We start from the raw sequence: 16,097 nt of genomic DNA, 5'->3' as shown, positions 1-16,097 counted from the left end.
TGCTCACCGAGGCCGATGCGCTGCGCCTGGTCGGTGTGCGCGGGGCCGCGATGGCGCGCGCCGCCGCGGCGTCCGAGCCGACCGGGATGAGCGCGGTGCTCGGGGGCGACCCCGACGAGGTGCTCGGCACGCTGGAGCGGCTCGACCTGGTGCCGGCGAACGTGAACGGCGGCGGCCAGGTGGTCGCGGCCGGGGCGCTCGAGGCACTGGCACAGCTGGCCGCCGAGCCGCCGCACCGGGCCCGCGTGATCCCGCTGCAGGTGGCAGGCGCGTTCCACACCCAGGTGATGGCCCCCGCAGTCGCCGAGCTGGCCGAGGCCGCGGCCTCGGTGACGCCTGCCACGCCGACCCTCACCCTGCTCGCGAACGCCGACGGCGCCGCCGTGGCCGACGGCCCGGACGGTCTGGCCCGCCTCGTGGCCCAGGTCGCCCGTCCGGTCCGCTGGGACCTGTGCGCGGCCGCGATGGCCGACCTCGGCGTCACCGGGCTGCTCGAGCTGGCACCCGGCGGCGTCCTCACCGGCCTCGCCCGACGTACGCTGCCTGGCGTCGAGACCGTCGCACTGAAGTCACCGGCCGACCTCGACGCGGCACGTGACCTGGTCCGGCGGCACGCCGGCCCGTCCCTCGGACAGGAGACCGCTTCGTGACCCGCACCACGCTGACCCAGGCATCCGGCCCGGCGTTCACCCGCATCCTCGGCCTGGGCGCGGCCCGTGGCGAGCTCACCGTCACCAACGACGACATCGCCGGCCCCATCGACTCCTCGGACGAGTGGATCCGTCAGCGCACCGGCATCGTCACCCGCCGCCGGGCCGCCGAGGGCACCGGTGTGCTCGACCTGGCCGAGACCGCCGCCCGGTCGGCGCTGGAGAACGCCGGCCTCACCGGGGCCGACCTGGACGCCGTCGTGTTCTCGACCGTCACGTACTTCAACCAGACGCCGTCGGCCGCCGTCGTGCTCGCCGACCGCATCGGTGCCACCCCGGCCGCCGCCTGGGACATCTCGGCGGCGTGCGCCGGCTACTGCTACGCGATCGGCCAGGCCGACGCCCTCGTGCGGGCCGGCAGCGCGCGCCACGTCCTGGTGATCGGCGCCGAGAAGATGTCGGACATCATCGACCCGACCGACCGCTCGATCTCGTTCCTGCTGGGCGACGGCGCCGGCGCGGTCGTCATCGGCCCCTCGGACACCCCGGGGATCGGCCCGACGGTCTGGGGCTCGGACGGTTCCCGGGCCCACGACATCCGCCAGACGCACTCCTGGCTCGAGCTGCGCGAGGACCCGTCGCTCGGCTGGCCGACCCTGCGCCAGGAGGGCCCCAGCGTGTTCAAGTGGGCCGTCTGGCAGATGGCCCCGGTCGCCCAGCAGGCGCTGGACGCCGCCGGGGTGCGGGCCGACCAGATCGACGCCTTCATCCCGCACCAGGCCAACCAGCGGATCATCGACCAGATGATCAAGCAGCTGGGCCTGCCGGAGTCGGTCGCGGTCGCCCGCGACATCGCCGACACCGGCAACACCTCGTCCGCCTCGATCCCGCTGGCGACCGAACGGCTGTACCGCGAGGGACTGGTGCACTCCGGTGACCTCGCGCTGCAGATCGGCTTCGGCGCCGGCCTCGTCTACGCGGCTCAGGTCATCGTCCTGCCCTGACGGGCACGGCGGTAGCGTTGCTCGACCCCGCCGACCTACCGGCACCCCACACACCCAAGGAGACACGATGGCTCACAGCGAGCAGGAGATCCTGGCCGGCCTGGCCGAGATCGTCAACGAGGAGACCGGCCTGCCCGCCGACTCCGTCCTGCCCGAGAAGTCCTTCACCGACGACCTGGACATCGACTCGCTCGCGATGATGACCATCGTCACCCTCGCCGAGGAGAAGTTCGGCGTGACGATCCCCGACTCCGAGGTCAAGAACCTCGTGACGGTCGCCGACGCGGTGAGCTTCATCGCGGGCGCCCAGGCCTGAGCACGACGGCGGGGGCCGACCGGCACGTCCGGTCGGCCCCCGCCGCACTCCCCCGTCGTCCCCCCGCTGCGAAGGAAGTCACGATGACCCACGGACCCGATGTCGTCGTCACCGGACTCGGTGCCACCACCCCGCTCGGTGGGGACGTCCCCAGCACCTGGGCGGCGGCCCTGGCCGGCGAGTCGGGTGCGCGCACGTTCGACAACGACTGGGTGGAGCGTTACGGGCTGCCGGTCAGCTTCGCGGCGACCATCAAGGTCTCGCCCGAGGAGGCGCTGTCGCGCCCCGAGCTCAAGCGCATGGACCCCTCGGCGCAGTACGCCCTCATCGCGACCCGGCAGGCCTGGGCCGACGCCGGGGCACCGCAGGTCGAGCCCGAGCGGCTCGGCGCCGTGGTGTCCTCGGGCATCGGCGGCATCTGGACCACGCTCGACGGCTGGGACACCCTCAAGGAGAAGGGCGCCCGGCGGATGCTGCCGATGACGGTGCCCATGCTCATGCCGAACTCCGCCGCCGCGTTCGTGTCCCTCGAGCTGGGCGCCAAGGCAGGGGCGCACGCGCTGGTGTCGGCCTGCGCCTCGGGCGCCGAGGCCATCGGGTACGCCGTGGAGATGATCCGCACCGGCCGGGCCGACGTCGTGGTCGCCGGCGGCACCGAGGCGACGATCCACCCGATGCCGATCGCCGCGTTCGCCGCCTCCCGCACGCTGTCGCTGCGCAACGACGACCCGACCGGCGCGTCCCGTCCCTACGACGTGGACCGCGACGGCTTCGTCATCGGTGAGGGCGCCGGCGTGGTCGTGCTGGAGAGCGCCGCGCACGCCCAGGCTCGCGGTGCCCGGGTCTACGCCACGATCGCCGGCGTCGGCCTGTCCTCCGACGGCTACCACATCACGTCGCCGGAGCCCTCGGGCGAGGGCCAGATCCGGGCCATGCGCGCCGCACTGGAGGAGTCCGGTGTCGCAGCCGCCGACGTGGTCCACGTGAACGCCCACGCCACCTCGACCGTCGTCGGTGACCTCATCGAGGCCCGCTCGGTCCGCGGTGTGCTCGGGGACGAGGCCGACCACGTCGCGCTGTCGGCGACCAAGTCGATGACCGGTCACCTGCTGGGCGGCGCCGGCGCGCTCGAGACGATCTTCACGATCCTCGCCCTGCACGACCGGCTCGCACCGCCGACGATCAACGTGGCCCAGCCCGACCCCGAGCTGGTGCTCGACCTGGTCCGGGACACCCCGCGTGCGCTGCCCACCGGTCAGGTGGCCGCGATCAACAACTCCTTCGGCTTCGGCGGGCACAACGTCGCGCTGCTGGTGACCTCCTCGGTCTGACCGCCCGGGCGCGGCGGCTCACGGCCGCTGCGCCCGCTCAGCCGACCTGGTGCAGCCAGCGCACCGGCGCACCGGCGCCGGCGTACCGGAAGGGCTCCAGCTCGTCGTCCCACGCCTGGCCGAGGGCCAGGTCGAGCGCGGCGCGCAGCCCATCGAGGTCGCGCGCGCCCTCGAGCGCCGCGCGCACCCGGTTCTCGGGCACGACGACGTTGCCGTGCACGTCGATCGCGGCGTGGAAGATGCCGAGCTCGGGCGTGTGGCTCCACCGCCCGCCGTCGACACCGACGCTGGTCTCCTCGGTCACCTCGTAGCGCAGGTGCGCCCAGCCGCGCAGCGCCGAGGCGAGCCGCGCGCCGGTGCCCGGCTCGGCCAGCCAGGAGTGCTCGGCGCGGAACATGCCGGGGCTCGCCGGCTGCTCGGTCCAGTCGAGGGACACCCGAGTACCCAGCACGTTGCCTGCCGCCCACTCGACGTGAGGGCACAGCGCACGAGGTGCTGAGTGCACGAAAAGAACACCGCGGGTCATGGCAGCGGCCATGTCGTCCTCCTGAACGGCTCGAGGGTCGCCTTCCCCAGCGTCCTCATGTGCCCAGGTGGAACCCTCTCGGGCTACGCGGTGCAACGGGTCCAGGATGCCTGACTGGCACCGCATGTGACAACCGCCACGCTAGAGCTGCTCGCGAATCGCCTTCATCGCCTTCTTGCGGACCGAGCGCTCGAGCCGGTCCAGGTAGAGCAGACCGTCGAGGTGGTCCATCTCGTGCTGCAGGCAGCGGGCCATGAGCTCGGTGCCCTGCACGACGACCTCGTTGCCGTCCAGGTCGGTGCCGACGACGCGGGCGTACCAGGCCCGGTGCGTCGGGTACCACAGCCCGGGGACCGACAGGCAGCCCTCGTCACCGTCCTGGTACTCGTCCGCCGAGGTCTCGACGAGCACGGGGTTGAGCACGTAGCCGATCTCGTCGTCGATGTTCCACGAGAACGCGCGCAGGCCGACGCCGATCTGGTTCGCCGACAGGCCCGCACGCCCTTCGTGGTCGACGGTCTCGAGCAGGTCGGTGACCAGCCCACGCACCCGATCGTCGATCGAGGTGATCGGCTCGCACGGCGTGCGCAGCACGGGGTCGGGGACGATCCGGATGTCTCGCATGGCCATGGGTCGATCCTCCCACGAAGAGCACTCTGCTGACCGCGCTATGCTTTGTACTGACCAGTCAGCCTAGGAGTGTTGATGACTTCATCCCACGTCTCTCGTGGCGGCGCCGAGACCGTCGCACCGAGGACCACCCGTACCGCCGTCCGCGCCCAGAACCTCGCGCTGCACACCCGCCGCGGCGTCGTCTACGGACCGATCGACCTCACCATCGAGCCCGGCACGCTCACCGTGCTGCAGGCGCCCCAGGGCGGCGGCCGCAGCAGCCTGCTGCTCACCCTCGCCGGGCGGATGCGCCCCGACGCCTCGTCCCGGCTCACGGTGCTCGGCGAGCGCCTGCCGGACCGCAGCCGCCAGGTGCAGCGCCGCAGCGCGATCGCCGGCTTCAGCGGGATCGACCAGCTCGACGACTCGGTCACCGTCGCCGACGCCGTCCGTGAGCGGCTCAGCTGGATGCAGCCGTGGTACCGCCGGGTGCCCAAGGCCGACCAGCAGGTCGTCGACGCGATGGTGGCCCCGGTGTTCGGGCCCCGCCCGCACCCGCGTGCGAGCACCGTGATCTGGGACCTCGATGAGGTCGACGCGATGCTGCTGCGGATCGCACTGGCCTACTCCGGCCGGCCCGAGCTGCTCGTCGTCGACGACATCGACCAGGTGCACGACGACCAGCGCCGCCAGACCCTGTGGTCCAGCCTCGAGCGGATCGCCGCCACCGGGACCACCGTCGTGGCCGCCGTCGCCTCGCTCGACGAGGTCGCCCGGATGAGCTGGCAGACGCCCCCCGCGCAGATCTCCCTCGCCTCCGGCCCCCACGCCATCCCCGCCTGACCCTCTCGACCATCAAGGACTCCCCCGTGCTCTCCCTGACCTCGACCGGCACCGAGCTGCGTCGCTTCCGCCGCGGACTGCTGCCGAAGGCCGCGATCGCGGCCCTCATCCTCATCCCCCTGCTCTACGGGGCGCTCTACCTGTGGGCCTTCTGGGACCCGACCGGACGCCTCGACCGTCTGCCCGTCGCCCTCGTCAACTCCGACGTGAGCGCCACGCGTGACGGGGTCACGGTGCACGCCGGCGACGACGTCACCGAGAAGCTCCTCCAGTCCGGCGACCTCAAGTGGGTGCAGGTCGACCCGGCGACGGCGGAGGCCGGGGTGAAGGCGGGCGACTACTACTTCGCCGTCACCATCCCCGCCTCGTTCTCCTCCGACGTCGTCTCGGCCGGCGGGGACGACCCGACCTCGGCCCGCATCAACGTCACCTACAACGACGCGAACTCCTTCCTGGCGAGCACGCTCGGCAAGAGCGCGATGACCCAGGTGCGGGACGCCGTCGCCGAGTCGATCGGCCAGCAGCAGGTGGACCAGGTGCTGGTCGGCCTCGGTTCGGCGCGTGACGGCTTCGCCCAGGCCAGCGATGGTGCGATCACCCTGGCCACGGCATCCGGCCAGCTCGCCAGCGGCGCCCACCAGGTCGCCGACGGTGCGAGCACCGCTGCCACCGGGGCCACCAGCCTGGCCAGCGGCGCCGCCTCCCTCGCCAAGGGCGCGAGCACCCTGGCCAGCGGTGCGACGACGCTCGACTCGGGCGCGGCGACCCTGGCCACCGGGGCCGGCCAGCTCGCCGGTGGGGCGCACGACGCCGCCGACTCGGCTGCCACCCTGGCCTCCAAGACCGCCGAGGTCGCCGCCGGCGTCCACCAGACCAACACCTCGGTCACCGCGCTCGCCGGGAGCCTCAACACCTTCGCCTCGGGCCTGCCCGGCCTCGTCGGCTACCTGCAGACCCGTGCTGCCGCAGGCGACTCAGACGCCACCGCACAGCTCACGACGCTGATGGCGAACATGTCGAAGCTGCCGACCACCGAGAAGACCACCGCGATGCTGTCCGGTCTGTCGACGCTCGACACCGGTGCCTCCCAGCTCGCCGCTGGAGCCGGCGCACTGTCGACCGGGCTCGGCACGCTGTCCGCCAAGTCCGCCGACCTCGCCGCCGGGGCGACCTCGCTCACGTCCGGCACCTCCAAGGTGGCGACCGGCGCCTCCCAGCTGGCCGCTGGCACGGCCACCCTGTCCGCAGGGGCGTCCGACCTGTCCACCGGGGTGCAGACCCTGTCCAGCGGGGCCGCCCAGGTCGCCGACGGCACCGACAAGGTGACCGGCGGTGCCCAGACCCTCGGCACCTCGCTCGCGGCCGGCACGACGGCGATCCCCGACGACAGCTCGACCGTCCGCACCCAGCGCGCGGCCACCATCTCCGACCCGGTGGTCCTGTCCAACGAGCACATGACGGCAGCACAGGGCTTCGGCGAGGGTTTCGCACCGTTCTTCCTGTCGCTCGCGCTCTTCGTCGGCTCGCTCATCACCTGGCTGCTGCTGCGGCCGGTGCCCACCCGCGCGCTCGCCGGCCCGGCGAGCAACCTGCGGGTCGCCCTCGCCGGCTACCTGCCGGCCGCGGCGATCGGTGTGCTGCAGGTGGCCGTGATGCTCACCGTCATCCACGTGGGGCTCGGCCTGACGATGGCCTCGGCCTGGGGCACCGTGGCGCTCACCCTGCTCGTGGCAGCCACCTTCATCGCCCTGCAGCAGATGCTGCTGGCGCTGCTCGGCGGCGCGGCGGGCAAGGTCGCGATCCTCGCGGTGCTCATGCTGCAGCTCGCCTCGTCGGGCGGCACCTACCCCGTGGAGACCACGCCGCTGTTCTTCCGGGCGATCCACCCGCTGCTGCCGATGAGCTACGCCGTCACCGGTCTGCGGCACACCATCACCGGCGACCTCGGGGCAGCCGCGCTCTGGCAGTCCGTCCTCGTGCTGGTCGGGGTGCTCATCGCCTCGCTCGCGGTGACGGTGTGGCGCACCGGACAGCTGCGGACCTGGACGATGGCCCGCCTGCACCCGGCCCTGTCCCTCTAGGATCGAGTGCACCATGGGCGCAACTCGCGATCAGATCCTCACAGCGGCACTCGCTCTCGCGGCCGACCAGGGGGTGTCGGCGACCTCGGTCGACGACATCGCCAGCAAGGCACGGGTGGCCAAGGGCAGCGTGTTCTACAACTTCGGGTCGAAGTCGGCGCTGTTCGAGGCGATCCTCGCAGAAGGTGTGCTGCGCCTCAACGAGGACCTGCGCGAGGCCACGGCCGGGCTCTCCGGACGCCCGGCCGTGGAGGCGCTCGTCGGCGAGCTGCTCGAACGGATCCGCGAGAACCCGGACTTCGCCAAGTTCGCGGTGGCCGAGATGTTCCGCACCGGCCGCGACTGGCAGGACTCCATCCGCCAGGTCCGCGAGCAGGTGATCGAGTCGATCGCGCAGGTCGTGGCCGAGGCATGGCCCGAACGTGACGCCGTGCTCACGGCCTCGGCGATCTTCGGTGCGACGCTCGTCACCGGGCTCGTCTGGCTGGTGTTCGAACCGGAGCGCTCGATCGAGCAGGTGCGCGCCGCGATCCTGCAGACGCTCGTCTAGAGGGCACTGCGCGGACCACGGTCAGCAGGTACGACGAAGCCCGGAGCGGATGGACCGCTCCGGGCTTCGTGACGTCGGGCGAGGTGACGCGCCGTGGCCAGGACCTCAGCCGAGGTCGGGACGCTGCGTCGGGACGCCGGTGAGGAGCTGACGGACCTCGTCCTCGTGGAAGCGACGGTGGCCACCCAGGGTCCGCACGGCCGAGAGCTTGCCGGCCTGGGCCCAGCGGGTGACGGTCTTCGGGTCCACCCGGAACAGCACAGCGACCTCGCCAGGCGTGAGGAGGTTGCCCTGCGAGAGGGGGGACTCGGTCATGGAAGTGCGCATCTCACGTGCTCCAGTCGTTCGGTAGCTCGGCCGACCGCGAGGGTCCCGGAACTTTGCGTCCCCACCTTGCAGTGGGTTTGCCCTTGTCGCTGACGGGGGAACTATGCCCGATTCATGCCCATGCCCGCAAGCCTCATACCTCCCCCGGCATCGGGTGAAACGCGGCGATTTGGGTGCTTGCACCCAAGAGTGCTGGTCAGTGCCCATGTGGACCGAAAGGTACCCCTGCCAGGAGTCCCCCAAACGGAGCAGATCGACACGGAACGGACATCGCACAGCGGCTCGCACGAGCGACCGCCGACCGCGCTCACCAGCCCCCCGACGAGTCGGGCTCCAGCGGCGGGCAACCTGCGGCGCCGTCGGGCAGCTTCTCGAAGTGCCAGACCTCGTTCTGGTAGCGCCGGCAGAGGCCGAACGCCTCCCCGTGCTCGGTCAGCCAGTAGGCGCCCGCCGTGCCGCCGACGTCGATCGCCAGTCCCTGGACGTGGGCCGACGTGCCCGGCGGGAGCACCCACCGGTGCGCCTCGGCGGGGTCGCCGTACCGCGCGAGCGCCTCGTCCACCAGACGCTGCTGCTCGCTCGCCGACCGCCAGCCGGAGGTGATCGCGAGCTCGACGCCGTCCGCAGCCGCCGCCTGCTGGGCCGCGGCGAACCGGCTGGCGAGCTCGGCGTCCAACGCCGTCGCCACGGGTGCCGGCGTCACACCGGCAGCCACCGCACCCCCGCCTGACGGCGCACGCTCCCCCGTCCGGTCGACGAGGAGCAGGAGACCTGCGAGCGCCACGACCGGGAGCGCGGCGAGCAGGGGACGCGGCAGCCCGGCTCGGCGGGGGCGTGCGCGCCGTGCGCGCCTGTGCTGGTTCGACATGCGTGTCACGGTGCCGCCCGGGTTCCGCGGCGCGCGTCGACCCATGACCTGACCATCGGGCCGGTCGCAGCGACCGAACGGTCGGGGCAGCCTGCGGCCCGGGCCGGAGGGTCCGGCGCCCACACCCATCGCAAGGTGGGGTCGAGCACCGAGGTCCTCGGCCCACGGACGGTCGGCCCGTGACGTCCGGCGCCCTACCCTGACGAGATGTCCTCCCCGACCGCACGGCGCGCCGCCGGGCAGGACCTCGCCGTCGCCGCAGCGGTCCTGCTCCTCTGGTTCGTCGGGATGCGGCTCACGGCCGACCTCACGCACTGGCGTCCGTTGTGGATCGACGCCTACCGGTGGGCCGGCTGCTGGCTGGCGCTCGCACTCGCGCTGCGCCGTTCCGCGCCACGCCTGGGCTTCTGGCTCACGATGGGCATCTATCCGGTGGGGTACTCGTTCATCGTCGACCGCTCAGGTCTGTGGACCGACCTGCACGCGCTGCCCCTCTTCGTGGCCGCGTTCACCGTGACCCACGCGGGCGCGCTCAGCCCGCTGCTCGCGGCCGGGGTGACGGTGGCGGCCACCCTGGTGCTCGACCTGGGGATCGACCGCCTCACGGCCTTCGCCGGCGGGGTCGGCGGGATGCCGGACCTGTCCCACGCCGTGCTCCTCGTGCTGCTCGCGGCGGGTTCGCCCGCGCTCGGGGCCGCCTTCCACCGCCTCGACGAGAGCGCACGCGCGCTCACGCAGCGCAACGCCGAGCTGCGCGCGATGCAGGAGCTGCGGGCCCGCGAGGCCGTCCAGGTGGAACGCACCCGGATCGCCCGCGAGCTGCACGACGTGCTGGCCCACCACGTGAGCGCCATCGTCGTGCGCGCGCAGGCGGCGGAGCGGGTCGGCCCACGTCACCCGGAGGCCTACCGCGAGGCGGTCGAGTGGATCGCGCCCGCCGGCCGCGAGGCACTGGCCTCGATGCGCGCCGTGGTGCGCGTGCTGCGCGCCCAGGAGGGGTCGGGGCCGGCCCCCCACGACCTGGTCCCGCTCGAACCGCTGCCCGGTCTGGACGAGCTGGCAACGACGATCGACCGCGTCCGGGGCGCCGGGCTCGAGATCGAGGCCGACCTGCCCGCGCCGCTGCCGGCCGCACCGGCCCAGGTGGGGCTGGCCGTCGTGCGGGTGGCCCAGGAGTCCCTCACCAACGTCCTCATCCACTCCCAGGCGGGGCAGGCCGAGGTGCGACTGGTCTGCTCGGACCGGGCCCTCACGCTCGAGGTGAGCGACCCGGGCCCGCCCCGCGAGACACCGACCACTCCCGGGGGCGGGCACGGCATCGTGCACATGCGTGAGCGTGCAGCCGCCTGCGGAGGTCACCTGAGCGCCGGGCCCACCGACGAGGGGCACTGGCTGGTCCGGCTGGAGGTGCCGCTGTGACGACCGAACCCACCGACGTCCCGCCGGTCCGGGTGGTGATCGCCGACGACCAACCCATGATCCGGCTCGGGCTGACGATGATCCTCGACAACGAGCCGGACATCATCACGGTCGGCGAGGCCGCCGACGGGCAGCAGGCGCTCGACCTGGTGCGCACGACGAGCACCGACGTGGTGCTGCTCGACATCCGGATGCCCGGCGTCGACGGCATCGAGGCCACCCGGCGGATCCGTGCCAACCCGTCGCTGGAGGCGGTGCGCGTCGTCGTCCTCACCACGTTCGACGACGAGGAGTACGTGACGCAGGCGCTGCGCGCCGGGGCGGACGCCTTCCTGCTCAAGGACACCGACCCGGCCACCCTCATCGCCGCGGTGCACCGGGTGCACGCCGGTGGCAGCCTCATCGACCCCGCCGTCACCGCGATGGTGCTCGACCAGTGGCGTGCCTGGGGCGCCGACCAGCCCGGGGGTGGTCCGGGTGGGCCCAGCCACGACGGGTTGGCCCGGCTCACACCGCGTGAGCGCGAGGTGCTGCTCGCGGTGGCGCGCGGCGGGTCGAACCTCGAGGTCGCGGCCGAGCTCGGGATCACCCAGACCACCGTGAAGGCCTACGTCCACGAGCTGCTCACCAAGCTCGGCTGCACCGGGCGCAGCCAGCTCGTCGTCATCGCGTACGAGAGCGGGCTGGTGGTGCCCGGCACCACGCGGACGCCAGGGGGCGTCGGGCAGGGTGGGCCAGGTGGGGCTTGAACCCACGACCGACGGATTATGAGTCCGCTGCTCTGACCGGCTGAGCTACTGGCCCGCGGGCCCTGAGCCTAGCGGCGCACCGAACCCGCGCCGGGCGTGGGTACCGTGAGGACGTGGCCCTCCTGCACCGTTCCCCCCGCCTGCCCGACGACCAGCGCGCCCGGTTGGACGCGGCCGACCGGCGCGCCGTCCTGGCCGCGACCCGGCTGAGCGACGAGCGCTGGGTCGCCGCCACCCGTCGTGCGCTCTACGTGCTGTCCGACGACGCCGTGCGGCGCTGGCCGTGGGCACAGGTGGACCACGGCAGGCTCGACGCGGAGACCGGCGGCCTCGAGATCAGGCTCGTCAGCTCGGCGCGGCTCACGCTGCCGCTCGTCGACGCCGCCAGCAGCCGCCCGTTCGCCGCGACGTTCCGCGAGCGGGTGCAGTCCTCCGTCGTGCACACGACCGAGGTGGAGCTGCCGGGTGCGCGCACGGCCCAGGTGGCGCTGCGCCGGGACGAGGACGGCACGCTCTTCACCCAGGTCATCGGCGACGGGCGGGTCGACCTGGCGGACCCCCGGGTCGCCGCGGCGCTCGACGAGGCCGAGGCGCGGGTCCGCGAGGCCGCAGGGCTGCCGGGCTGAGACCCTCGCGTCCGCACGCCTGGGCCGGTCCGAGCGGACATGAGAAGGGCCCCGATCGACTCTCGTCGACCAGGGCCCCGACCGCTCCCCCATCTGGACTCGAACCAGAAACCCTTCGATTAACAGTCGAATGCTCTGCCAATTGAGCTATGGGGGATCGCGGTCGCCAACTCTAGCAGCCCCGCGGGAGTGGGTCCGCACGCCCGCCGGGGTGGGTCCGCACACCCCGCGCGACCTGCCCGCGGGGCCCCGATGCCACCCCGGCCGCGGCCGTCACCGCACGCCCCCAGATGCGGGCGGCTCGCACGGCGCCTACCGTCGCCGGGTCCTGTACACGACGACGAGAGGTCGAACGCCATGGGTCTGGACGACAAGGTCAAGCACGCCGCCGACGAGGCAGCAGGCAAGGCGAAGGAGGGCTGGGGCAAGCTCACGGACGACGAACGTCTGGAGGCCGAGGGCAAGGCCGAGCAGGCGAAGGCCAACCTCAAGCAGGCCGGCGACGACGTCAAGGACGCCCTGAGCTGATCGACCTGGTCCGGTCCGACCGCAGCCCGCGGCCGGTCCGGACCGGTCAGCGGCCCGTGACGGCCCAGCGGCCCGCGGCCAGGTCCATGAGCCGGGGCAGGATGACGTCGCCGTGGGCGCGCAGCCCGTCGTGCAGGTACTCGTTGGTCACCCACACCTGGGTGTTCCCCACCGCCGCGGCCGTCCCGAGTGCGAGGTCGAGGTCGACGTACGGGTCGTCGTAGTACTGGACCGCCGCGACCGGGACCTCGTTGGCGGCGAGCCGGTCCAGGTCGTACAGGTCGGGCCACCACGTGCGGGCCGCGAGCTCGTGGGCCACGTCCCGGAACGGGCGCAACGCCGGGACCTGCTCGTACACCCACGGGAAGAACGCCTCACCGGTGAGCTGCAGCGGACGCGCCGCCACGTCGAGCTCGGGGTGACGGTCCCGCTCGGCCTGGGCGGCCCAGCCCCCGGCGCGGGCACCCTGGTGGTAGATGACCTCCTGGAGCACGGCGTACAGCGGGTTCGCGTCGAACGCCGTCTCGTGGGCGAGGTGGGCGGCGAAGGCGGCGCTCGGGGTCCCGTCGTCGTCGAGGGCCGTGTCGAGCGCCCAGTGCAGACGGTCCAGCCCGTCCCCCATGCCGAGCGGCATGCCGAGCAGCTGGAGCCGCTCGACGCTCAGACCGGTGCCGTCCGGCAGCGTGACCCGGTCGACCTGGTCGGCCAACGCCCCGAGGGTTTCCACGTCCTGCGGGAACCGGCGCGCGAGCTCGCGGTTGCGGGCCGCCTGCCGTTCGAAGGTCCGGGCGTAGACGTCCTCCGCGGTCGCGGTCAGACCCGGCAGGCCGCCGGTCACGAGACAGGCCGTGAGCGCCTCGGGGTGGCGCGACAGGTAGGCCATCGTGAGGAATCCGCCGTAGGACTGGCCGAGGGTGGTCCAGCGCCGACCGCCGTAGACGGTGCGCCGCAGGTGCTCGGCGTCCTGCACGATCGCGTCAGCGCGGTAGCAGGCGAGGCGGTCGGCCGCCGTCTGCGCATCGCCGTACGTGGCGAGCACGCGGCCGTCGACCCGGGACGAGCGCCCGGTGCCGCGCTGGTCGAGCAGCACCACCCGGTGGGTGCGCAACGCCGTGGACCACCAGCCACCACCCGGCATCGGCCGCGGCCCCGCGCCCCCGGGCCCGCCCTGCAGGAACAGCAGCAGGGGCAGGTCCTCCCCGGCGCGGGCGGGGTCCACGATCTCGCGGGCGAACAGGTCGAGGGTGCCGAACCGCTGCGGGTCGGCCCAGTCGACCGGCACCTGCAGCCGGTGGTCGTGGACGAGGAAACCGGTCATCGGCGCGGCAGAGGTCACGGGCAGCAGGTTACGACCGACGTTCGACGAGCCCGGTGAGCACCAGGTCGACCGACCGCTCGACCCTGGGCACGACCTCCTCGACCGGCACGTGGCCGGCACCGGCGCGGATGAGCTCCATCGTCACCACCGCGCTCACCAGGCGGGACAGCTCGGCCGCCTCGACGTCGGGGCGGGTCGGCACGAAGGAGCCGAGCAGCTGGGCGAGGGTGGCCTCGAGCAGGGTGAGGTGCTCGACCGCGAGCAGCCGCAGGTCCGGCGGGCCGAACAGCGTCTCCCGCTGGTAGGCGCGAAGGTTCTGCAGGTGCCCGGCGCCCTCGGTGACCAGCGGCGTGATCATCGCGCCTGCGGCACGCCCCATCGTGGCGCCGGACGCGACCAGCTCCGTCGCCTGCCGCCCGCCCTCGTCCAGCAGCTCGTTCATCACGTGCACGAGCAGGGCCGGTTTGGAGCCGGCGTGGCGGAACAGGGTGCCCATCCCGACCTCAGCCGCCTTGGCGACCTCCCGCGTCGTCACGTGGTCGTAGCCGCGCTCCGCGAACAGCTCGGTGGCGACCGCGACGATCCGCGCCCGCCGCACCGCCTTGCCCTGCTCACGTCGATCCGTGCTCATCAGCACCTCCTGATCAGGACCTTAGTCCGGGTATGCTCACTAACGGAGCGCGCTCCACATCGGGGCGCGCCGGACTGGAGGTTGACGTGCCTGCGACGATGCTGGCGGAGCGTTTCCACGCTGCCACCCGGACGATCACTCTCGAGGAGATCAAGGTCCCTGAACCGGGCCCCGGTCAGGTGCTCATCAAGGTGGCGTTCTGCGGGATCTGCCAGAGCGACCTCTCGCTCATCGAGGGGCACTTCCCGACGACGCTCGACGTGGTCACCCAGGGGCACGAGGCCTCGGGCGTCATCGCCAAGGTCGGTCCGGGCGTGCACGGCTGGGCCGAGGGCGACCGCGTCATCCCGTCCGCCGGACGTCCGTGCGGCCAGTGCCGTGCCTGCCGCCGGGGCGCTTTCACCGACTGCTACGACCTGCACCTCATGGCGTTCGCCTACGACGGCGCCTGGGCCGAGTACCACGTCGCGCAGGCGGCCGGTCTCACCCGGATCCCCGACAACGTCGACATGGCCCAGGCCGCCCTGCTCGCCGACGCGGTCTCGACCCCCTTCGCGGCGGTCGTGCGGACCGCCCAGGTGCACGTCGGCAACGCGGTCGGGGTCTGGGGCGTCGGCGGTGTCGGCACCCACCTCGTCCAGCTCGCGAAGGCGGCCGGCGCCGTGCCGATCATCGCCGTGGACATCAACGACGTCGCACTGGAGCGCGCGAAGCGGCTCGGTGCGGACTACACCTTCCGGTCCGACGACAAGGACCTCGGCGCCAAGATCCGCGAGGCCACCGGCGGTCGGATGCTCGACGTGGCGTTCGACGCGGTCGGCATCCGGCAGACCGTGCGCCAGGCGATCGACCACCTCGACACCAACGGCCGCGCGGTCAGCGTCGGGCTGTCCGACCAGGACATCGACGCCGGGCCGTTCCTCCAGTTCAACCTCCAGCGCAAGCAGCTGCGCGGGCACCTGGGCTACCAGTCCATCGACATCGGCATCCTCGCCGAGATGCTCAGCTACGGCCGCCTCGACCTGTCCGAGTCGATCTCGCAGATCGTCCCCCTGTCGCGGGTGACCGACGGGATCGAGGCCCTGGCGAGCAAGAAGGGCAACCCGATCCGGATCCTCGTCGAGCCGTAGGTCAGGCACTCTCCCGCAACGTCCGGCGCCGGCCCTCGACGGCCACCAGCTCGGCGAACACCGCGCCGTAGTCCGGGTCGGTCGGCGCCAGACGTTGCAGGCGTCCCCGCAGGTCGGCGATCTGACGGGTGAAGCCGATCTCCACCAGCCGGTTCGTCACACCGCGCACGTACTCGGCCATCGCCTCCTCGCGGTCGGCCGGCATCGGTGCCACCGCGAGCTCGGTGACCAGGGCGCGCACCGGTTCGGCGGCCTCCTCCAGGACGGCCTCGACCCAGACGGCGGCGTTCGGCAGGCCGCGCCCGGCCGCCACCCCACCGGCCGCACGCACCGCCTCGTGCACCGCCCGGTGGGCGGGAGCCGCGAACGTGTCCGAGGCCAGGTCGTCGAACTGCTCGGGCACGAGGTCCGGCCGTTGCAGCACGGCCTCCAGGGCCGTGCGCTCCAGGGAGGCCACCGGGTCGCGCCGGTCCGGGCGCGAGGGGGCACGAGGTGCCTCCTCGGGCTGCTCGTGACCCCGGCGACGGCCCGCGCCCCCGACCGCGGCGCGTACGGCCCGCAGGTCGTCCAGCCCCAGCCACCCGTCGA

General features: G+C 73.1%; 18 protein-coding genes, 2 tRNA genes, 1 pseudogene and 1 riboswitch. Of the genes and pseudogenes, 12 read left to right on the top strand and 9 right to left on the bottom strand.

All coding sequences use genetic code 11. The annotated features are described in order from the left end of the window. The 4 genes and pseudogenes from F2B26_RS09230 to F2B26_RS09215 all read left to right on the top strand — a co-directional run. Window positions 1-650 (top strand): annotated as a pseudogene (locus F2B26_RS09230) (ACP S-malonyltransferase); the annotation flags it as partial. After that, window positions 647-1,654, top strand: a complete 1,008-nt coding sequence (locus F2B26_RS09225; RefSeq protein ID WP_159808616.1) for a beta-ketoacyl-ACP synthase III — start codon at window positions 647-649, stop codon at window positions 1,652-1,654. The pseudogene F2B26_RS09230 and the gene F2B26_RS09225, both read left to right, overlap by 4 nt. Before the next feature lie 67 nt (window positions 1,655-1,721). Then, window positions 1,722-1,970: an acyl carrier protein gene (locus tag F2B26_RS09220; protein ID WP_159808614.1), complete on the top strand. Its 249-nt coding sequence runs from the start codon at window positions 1,722-1,724 to the stop codon at window positions 1,968-1,970. 83 nt (window positions 1,971-2,053) lie between these two features. Then, window positions 2,054-3,301 carry a beta-ketoacyl-[acyl-carrier-protein] synthase family protein gene (locus tag F2B26_RS09215; protein ID WP_159808612.1) on the top strand — a complete coding sequence of 416 codons (1,248 nt, stop codon included), beginning with the start codon at window positions 2,054-2,056 and terminating at the stop codon, window positions 3,299-3,301. 37 nt (window positions 3,302-3,338) lie between these two features. Here the strand turns inward: F2B26_RS09215 and F2B26_RS09210 are convergent, their stop codons facing one another. Both F2B26_RS09210 and def read right to left on the bottom strand, forming a co-directional pair. Next, window positions 3,339-3,839 (bottom strand): DUF3145 domain-containing protein, encoded by a 501-nt coding sequence (locus F2B26_RS09210; RefSeq protein WP_159808610.1) that lies wholly within the window; start codon window positions 3,837-3,839, stop codon window positions 3,339-3,341. Window positions 3,840-3,968: 129 nt separating this feature from the next. Beyond that, complete coding sequence (def, locus tag F2B26_RS09205; protein WP_159808608.1) at window positions 3,969-4,457, bottom strand: peptide deformylase; 489 nt, start codon at window positions 4,455-4,457, stop codon at window positions 3,969-3,971. Between the two features lie 75 nt (window positions 4,458-4,532). Here def and F2B26_RS09200 point away from each other — a divergent pair, with 75 nt between their 5' ends. From F2B26_RS09200 to F2B26_RS09190, 3 genes are read left to right on the top strand one after another with little or no spacing between them, the layout of a single operon-like run. After that, complete coding sequence (locus F2B26_RS09200) at window positions 4,533-5,282, top strand: ATP-binding cassette domain-containing protein (protein WP_159808606.1); 750 nt, start codon at window positions 4,533-4,535, stop codon at window positions 5,280-5,282. Between the two features lie 26 nt (window positions 5,283-5,308). Beyond that, window positions 5,309-7,363: a YhgE/Pip family protein gene (locus tag F2B26_RS09195; protein ID WP_159808604.1), complete on the top strand. Its 2,055-nt coding sequence runs from the start codon at window positions 5,309-5,311 to the stop codon at window positions 7,361-7,363. Between the two features lie 13 nt (window positions 7,364-7,376). Continuing rightward, complete coding sequence (locus F2B26_RS09190; RefSeq protein WP_159808602.1) at window positions 7,377-7,913, top strand: TetR/AcrR family transcriptional regulator; 537 nt, start codon at window positions 7,377-7,379, stop codon at window positions 7,911-7,913. Between the two features lie 105 nt (window positions 7,914-8,018). Here the strand turns inward: F2B26_RS09190 and F2B26_RS09185 are convergent, their stop codons facing one another. Further along, window positions 8,019-8,228: a BldC family transcriptional regulator gene (locus F2B26_RS09185; protein WP_159808600.1), complete on the bottom strand. Its 210-nt coding sequence runs from the start codon at window positions 8,226-8,228 to the stop codon at window positions 8,019-8,021. A gap of 29 nt (window positions 8,229-8,257) precedes the next feature. Beyond that, a riboswitch (cyclic di-GMP riboswitch) is annotated at window positions 8,258-8,332 on the bottom strand. A gap of 215 nt (window positions 8,333-8,547) precedes the next feature. Beyond that, on the bottom strand, window positions 8,548-9,108 hold the full coding sequence (locus F2B26_RS09180) for a M15 family metallopeptidase (protein ID WP_159808598.1): 561 nt from the start codon (window positions 9,106-9,108) through the stop codon (window positions 8,548-8,550). A 207-nt stretch (window positions 9,109-9,315) separates the two neighbouring features. On the opposite strand from F2B26_RS09180, the gene F2B26_RS09175 reads away from it, so the two are divergent. Further along, a complete protein-coding gene (locus tag F2B26_RS09175; protein ID WP_159808596.1) occupies window positions 9,316-10,527 on the top strand; it encodes a sensor histidine kinase in 1,212 nt (403 codons plus the stop codon). Beyond that, window positions 10,524-11,276: a response regulator transcription factor gene (locus F2B26_RS09170; protein ID WP_235929581.1), complete on the top strand. Its 753-nt coding sequence runs from the start codon at window positions 10,524-10,526 to the stop codon at window positions 11,274-11,276. Before F2B26_RS09175 ends, F2B26_RS09170 begins: the two co-directional genes overlap by 4 nt. Here F2B26_RS09170 and F2B26_RS09165 read toward each other — a convergent pair. Beyond that, window positions 11,258-11,331 (bottom strand) — tRNA-Ile (locus tag F2B26_RS09165). The genes F2B26_RS09170 and F2B26_RS09165 overlap by 19 nt on opposite strands. A gap of 58 nt (window positions 11,332-11,389) precedes the next feature. Here F2B26_RS09165 and F2B26_RS09160 point away from each other — a divergent pair. Further along, a complete protein-coding gene (locus F2B26_RS09160) occupies window positions 11,390-11,902 on the top strand; it encodes a hypothetical protein (RefSeq protein WP_159808594.1) in 513 nt (170 codons plus the stop codon). Window positions 11,903-11,986: 84 nt separating this feature from the next. On the opposite strand, the gene F2B26_RS09155 is transcribed toward F2B26_RS09160, so the two are convergent. Next, window positions 11,987-12,059, bottom strand: a tRNA-Asn gene (locus F2B26_RS09155). A gap of 200 nt (window positions 12,060-12,259) precedes the next feature. Between F2B26_RS09155 and F2B26_RS09150 the strand changes: the two genes are divergently transcribed. Beyond that, window positions 12,260-12,430 (top strand): CsbD family protein, encoded by a 171-nt coding sequence (locus F2B26_RS09150; RefSeq protein WP_159808592.1) that lies wholly within the window; start codon window positions 12,260-12,262, stop codon window positions 12,428-12,430. Window positions 12,431-12,476: 46 nt separating this feature from the next. Here F2B26_RS09150 and F2B26_RS09145 read toward each other — a convergent pair whose 3' ends face one another. Beyond that, window positions 12,477-13,766 carry an alpha/beta fold hydrolase gene (locus F2B26_RS09145; protein ID WP_328698666.1) on the bottom strand — a complete coding sequence of 430 codons (1,290 nt, stop codon included), beginning with the start codon at window positions 13,764-13,766 and terminating at the stop codon, window positions 12,477-12,479. Window positions 13,767-13,776: 10 nt separating this feature from the next. Further along, a complete protein-coding gene (locus F2B26_RS09140) occupies window positions 13,777-14,379 on the bottom strand; it encodes a TetR/AcrR family transcriptional regulator (RefSeq protein WP_159808590.1) in 603 nt (200 codons plus the stop codon). Between the two features lie 86 nt (window positions 14,380-14,465). On the opposite strand from F2B26_RS09140, the gene F2B26_RS09135 reads away from it, so the two are divergent. Beyond that, window positions 14,466-15,509 carry a zinc-binding dehydrogenase gene (locus F2B26_RS09135; protein WP_159808588.1) on the top strand — a complete coding sequence of 348 codons (1,044 nt, stop codon included), beginning with the start codon at window positions 14,466-14,468 and terminating at the stop codon, window positions 15,507-15,509. 1 nt (window position 15,510) lies between these two features. On the opposite strand, the gene dnaG is transcribed toward F2B26_RS09135, so the two are convergent. Further along, the coding region (gene dnaG, locus F2B26_RS09130) for a DNA primase (protein ID WP_499679445.1) at window positions 15,511-16,097 on the bottom strand (587 nt) is incomplete at its 5' end.

Origin of the sequence: Cellulomonas citrea (genome assembly GCF_009829685.1) — a bacterium.
GTDB classification, from domain to species: domain Bacteria; phylum Actinomycetota; class Actinomycetes; order Actinomycetales; family Cellulomonadaceae; genus Cellulomonas; species Cellulomonas citrea.
This window is presented reverse-complemented; position numbering and strand designations above follow the sequence as displayed.